The organism is Streptomyces colwelliae, from assembly GCF_048158785.1.
In the GTDB taxonomy this organism is placed as follows: domain Bacteria; phylum Actinomycetota; class Actinomycetes; order Streptomycetales; family Streptomycetaceae; genus Streptomyces.
Window position 1 is genome coordinate 1 of sequence record NZ_JBLTJC010000649.1, and the last position, 3,238, is coordinate 3,238.

Annotated in this window: 2 protein-coding genes; one reads left to right on the forward strand and one right to left on the reverse strand. The window is 69.6% G+C overall.

Annotated features, from left to right (window positions below):
* Positions 1 to 1,472: glycoside hydrolase family 9 protein (locus ACNFOC_RS52605; protein WP_416966058.1), on the reverse strand; the 1,472-nt coding region annotated here is incomplete at its 3' end.
* A gap of 339 nt (positions 1,473 to 1,811) precedes the next feature.
* On the opposite strand from ACNFOC_RS52605, the gene ACNFOC_RS52610 reads away from it, so the two are divergent.
* Complete coding sequence (locus ACNFOC_RS52610; protein ID WP_416966059.1) at positions 1,812 to 3,179, forward strand: GH1 family beta-glucosidase; 1,368 nt, start codon at positions 1,812 to 1,814, stop codon at positions 3,177 to 3,179.
* The last annotated feature ends 59 nt before the right edge of the window (positions 3,180 to 3,238 follow it).

The window sequence follows — 3,238 nt, forward strand, 5'->3', positions numbered from 1 at the left end:
TCCGTAGCCGACGCCGACGTGCCCGCCGTTGCCGTATTCGGCCGCCGACTCCTCGGCGTCGGTTTCGGTGGACGCGAGGGCGTTCGGCGCGGTGGCGAGGGCGCCGACGCTGCCCGCCAGCGCGACGTCCAGGCCAGGTCGTGGACCTTGTGGTGGACCATGCCGGCCAGTGGTTCGCCCGCCGGGACCTGCATGCTCAGCAGGAACTCCGTCTCCTGGCGGGACTCGTCGAGTACGTCCGGGACGCCGTTGTGGTTCTCGGGGATGCTGAGCAGTCCGTCACGCAGCCCGGCGAAGTCGCCCTGGGCGCGGGAGCGTTCGTAGGAGTCCATCAACTGCCAGGCCGCGAGGGCCCCGTTGACGACGTACTTGCCCTGGTCGCCCGCGTCGTACCAACCACCCTGGACGTCGAGGGAGTAGTCGCAAGTGCCGGGCAGGCAGGGCACGTTGGTGTCGCCCTTGTTGGGGGCCACACCGACGTGTCCGGCGGGTCGGGCGTAGGCGTCGCCGGCGTACTGGGCCTCGATGGGCGTGCCGCTGCGGACGTCGTAGAAGTAGCCCAACGCGTCCTTGCGCAGGGCGGTGTAGGGGTTCTCCGCGATGGCGAACGGATAGCTGGTCGCGTCGCCGACCACGAGCGTGTAGCCCGTGCCGGCCTTGCGCACCGAGCTGAAGTCGGCGATGTGTACGTGGTCACCGGAGGCGGTGTCCGTGCCCTGGACGTGAATGCGTCCCGACTTCACGACCGCGCCCGAACCGTCAAGCAGGCGCCAACTCACTGGATTCGTCGAAGAGTTGACGATCGACGCCTTCTTGGGGCCGTGGACCGCGTAGCCGTACTGGTTCGTCCGCACCGGAGAGCCGAAGTCGCGTCCGCCGCCCGGGGGTGTCGCGCCGCCGGTGAGGGAGACGTCGTCGAGGCAGAGGGTGAACGGCTGGGCGGCGCCGCCCTGTTGGAAGGAGAGCTGGGCGTGCAGGTTCGCCGCGGTGGAGTTGCCCGTGAACTGGAAGGTCTTCGGTGTGGTGGTGACGGCGGCGGTCTTGTTGAGGGTGGTCGTGAACGGGGCGGCGGGCAGTTGCAGTACGGCGTGGATCGACACGTCCCGGGTGGCGGAGGCCGTGAAGCTCAGGGTGTAGGGCCGGCCAGCCTCCAGTGGGATGTCGTTCTGGCCGATCATCGAGTCCCACACGTTGACGGTCCCGCCGGGGACATCGGCGCACAGGCGCCCCGAGTTGACGGTGGACGGCGTGTTGCCGCTGCTCCACCACGAGGTCTTGCCGTTGTCGAACGTGCCGTTGAGCACCCGTTCGTAGGGCGCGTCCGCGGCCTGCGCGGACGTCACGGGAAGCACGGGCGTCGCGACCAGGGTGGCGACGGTCAGGGCGGGCGCGAGGAGGACCGCGCCCCATCTGGTCCTGCGGAATTCGGTTCTGCGGAATTCGGCTCTGCGAAATCTGGTCCTGCGGAACATACCGGGCCCTCTCGGTGACAGGGTCCCGGCTCGGTGCGGCGTCAGTGCCAGATGGTGGGTGGGGGCGACGAGGCTGTCAAGACTTCACGCACAGGAGTCGTTTCCACAGCCTTTCCGCGTCCGGACCCTTCACAGACTGAACGTTCCGCTTCTAGTCTGCGACTGTTAGCGCTTCCAGTTTCTGACGGAGGCATCGCATTGGAACCGGCCGGACTGTGGCGTCAACCCAGTTCCATAGCAGTTCAGCAGCGATATTCACATCAAGGACGAGGGCACTCCGATTGTCACCGCTCTCGGAAAATCCCGTAGACGGAGGTTCAAGTCAGTGAGTTCGAGTCAGTGAACACGTTCGGTCCCGGCTTCCTGTGGGGCGCCGCCACATCGAGCTATCAGATCGAGGGCGCGGTCGCGGAGGACGGCCGGGGGCCCTCGATCTGGGACACCTTCGCCGCCACGCCGGGTGCCGTCCAGGGCGGTGACACCGGGGCCGTCGCGGCCGACCACTACCACCGCTTCCCCGGGGACATCGCACTGATGGCCCAACTCGGCCTGCGCGCCTACCGGTTCTCCCTCGCCTGGCCCCGGATCCAGCCGACCGGCTCCGGCCCGGCGAACCAGCGCGGCCTCGACTTCTACCGCCGTCTCACGGACACCCTGCTGGACCACGGCATCCAGCCCTGGCCCACCCTCTACCACTGGGACCTGCCCCAGCCGCTGGAGGACGCCGGTGGTTGGCCGGTGCGGGACACGGCCGAGCGGTTCGCCGAGTACGCGGCCCTCGCGCACGAGGCGCTGGGCGACCGCGTCGCCCACTGGACCACCCTCAACGAGCCCTGGTGCTCGGCCTTCCTCGGCTACGCCACGGGCCGCCACGCACCCGGCCGCCGCGAGCCCGGCGCCGCCGTACGCGCCGCCCATCACCTGCTGCTCGCCCACGGATTGGCGGCGGAGGCGATACGGGACGGCGACTCGCACGTCGGCATCACGCTCAACCTCACCCACGTCACCCCGCTCGGCACCGAGCCCGCCGACCTGGACGCGGCCCGCCGGGTCGACGGCATGCAGAACCGCCTCTTCCTCGACCCGCTGCTGCGCGGCGCCTACCCCGACGACGTGCTCGACGACCTCCGCGAGATCACCGGCACCGGCCACATCCGCGACGGCGACCTGAAGCGGATCGGCGCGCCGCTGGACCACCTGGGCATCAACTACTACGCGCCGATGCTGGTCGCGGGCAGCACTACACCGGTCCAATCCGCCTATGTGGGCTCGCCATTGGTCCGTGTCGCCGACGGCGGCCGGCCGCGCACCGCGATGGGCTGGGAGATCGACGAGCGGGGACTCCTGGACCTCCTCCTGCGGCTCAAGGCCGACTATCCGGCCGTACCCCTGTACATCACGGAGAACGGCGCCGCCTTCGACGACGTGGTCGAGCGGGACGGGGCGCACGGTGCGGTGCGCGAGGTGGTGCACGACGCGGACCGGATCGCCTACCTGGACGGCCATCTCCACGCCTGCGCACGGGCGATCGACCGCGGTGTGCCGCTCAAGGGCTACTTCGTCTGGTCGTTCCTCGACAACTTCGAGTGGTCCTTCGGCTACGGGCCCCGCTTCGGCATCGTGCACGTCGACTACGCGACCCAGCGCCGTACGCCGAAGGACAGCGCCCACTGGTACGCGGAGGTCATCCGGCGCGGCGGCCCGTGACACCGTCAGCGCTTACAGTGCTGCTACCGCCCACACCTGCCACCGCCCGCCCCCGCTAC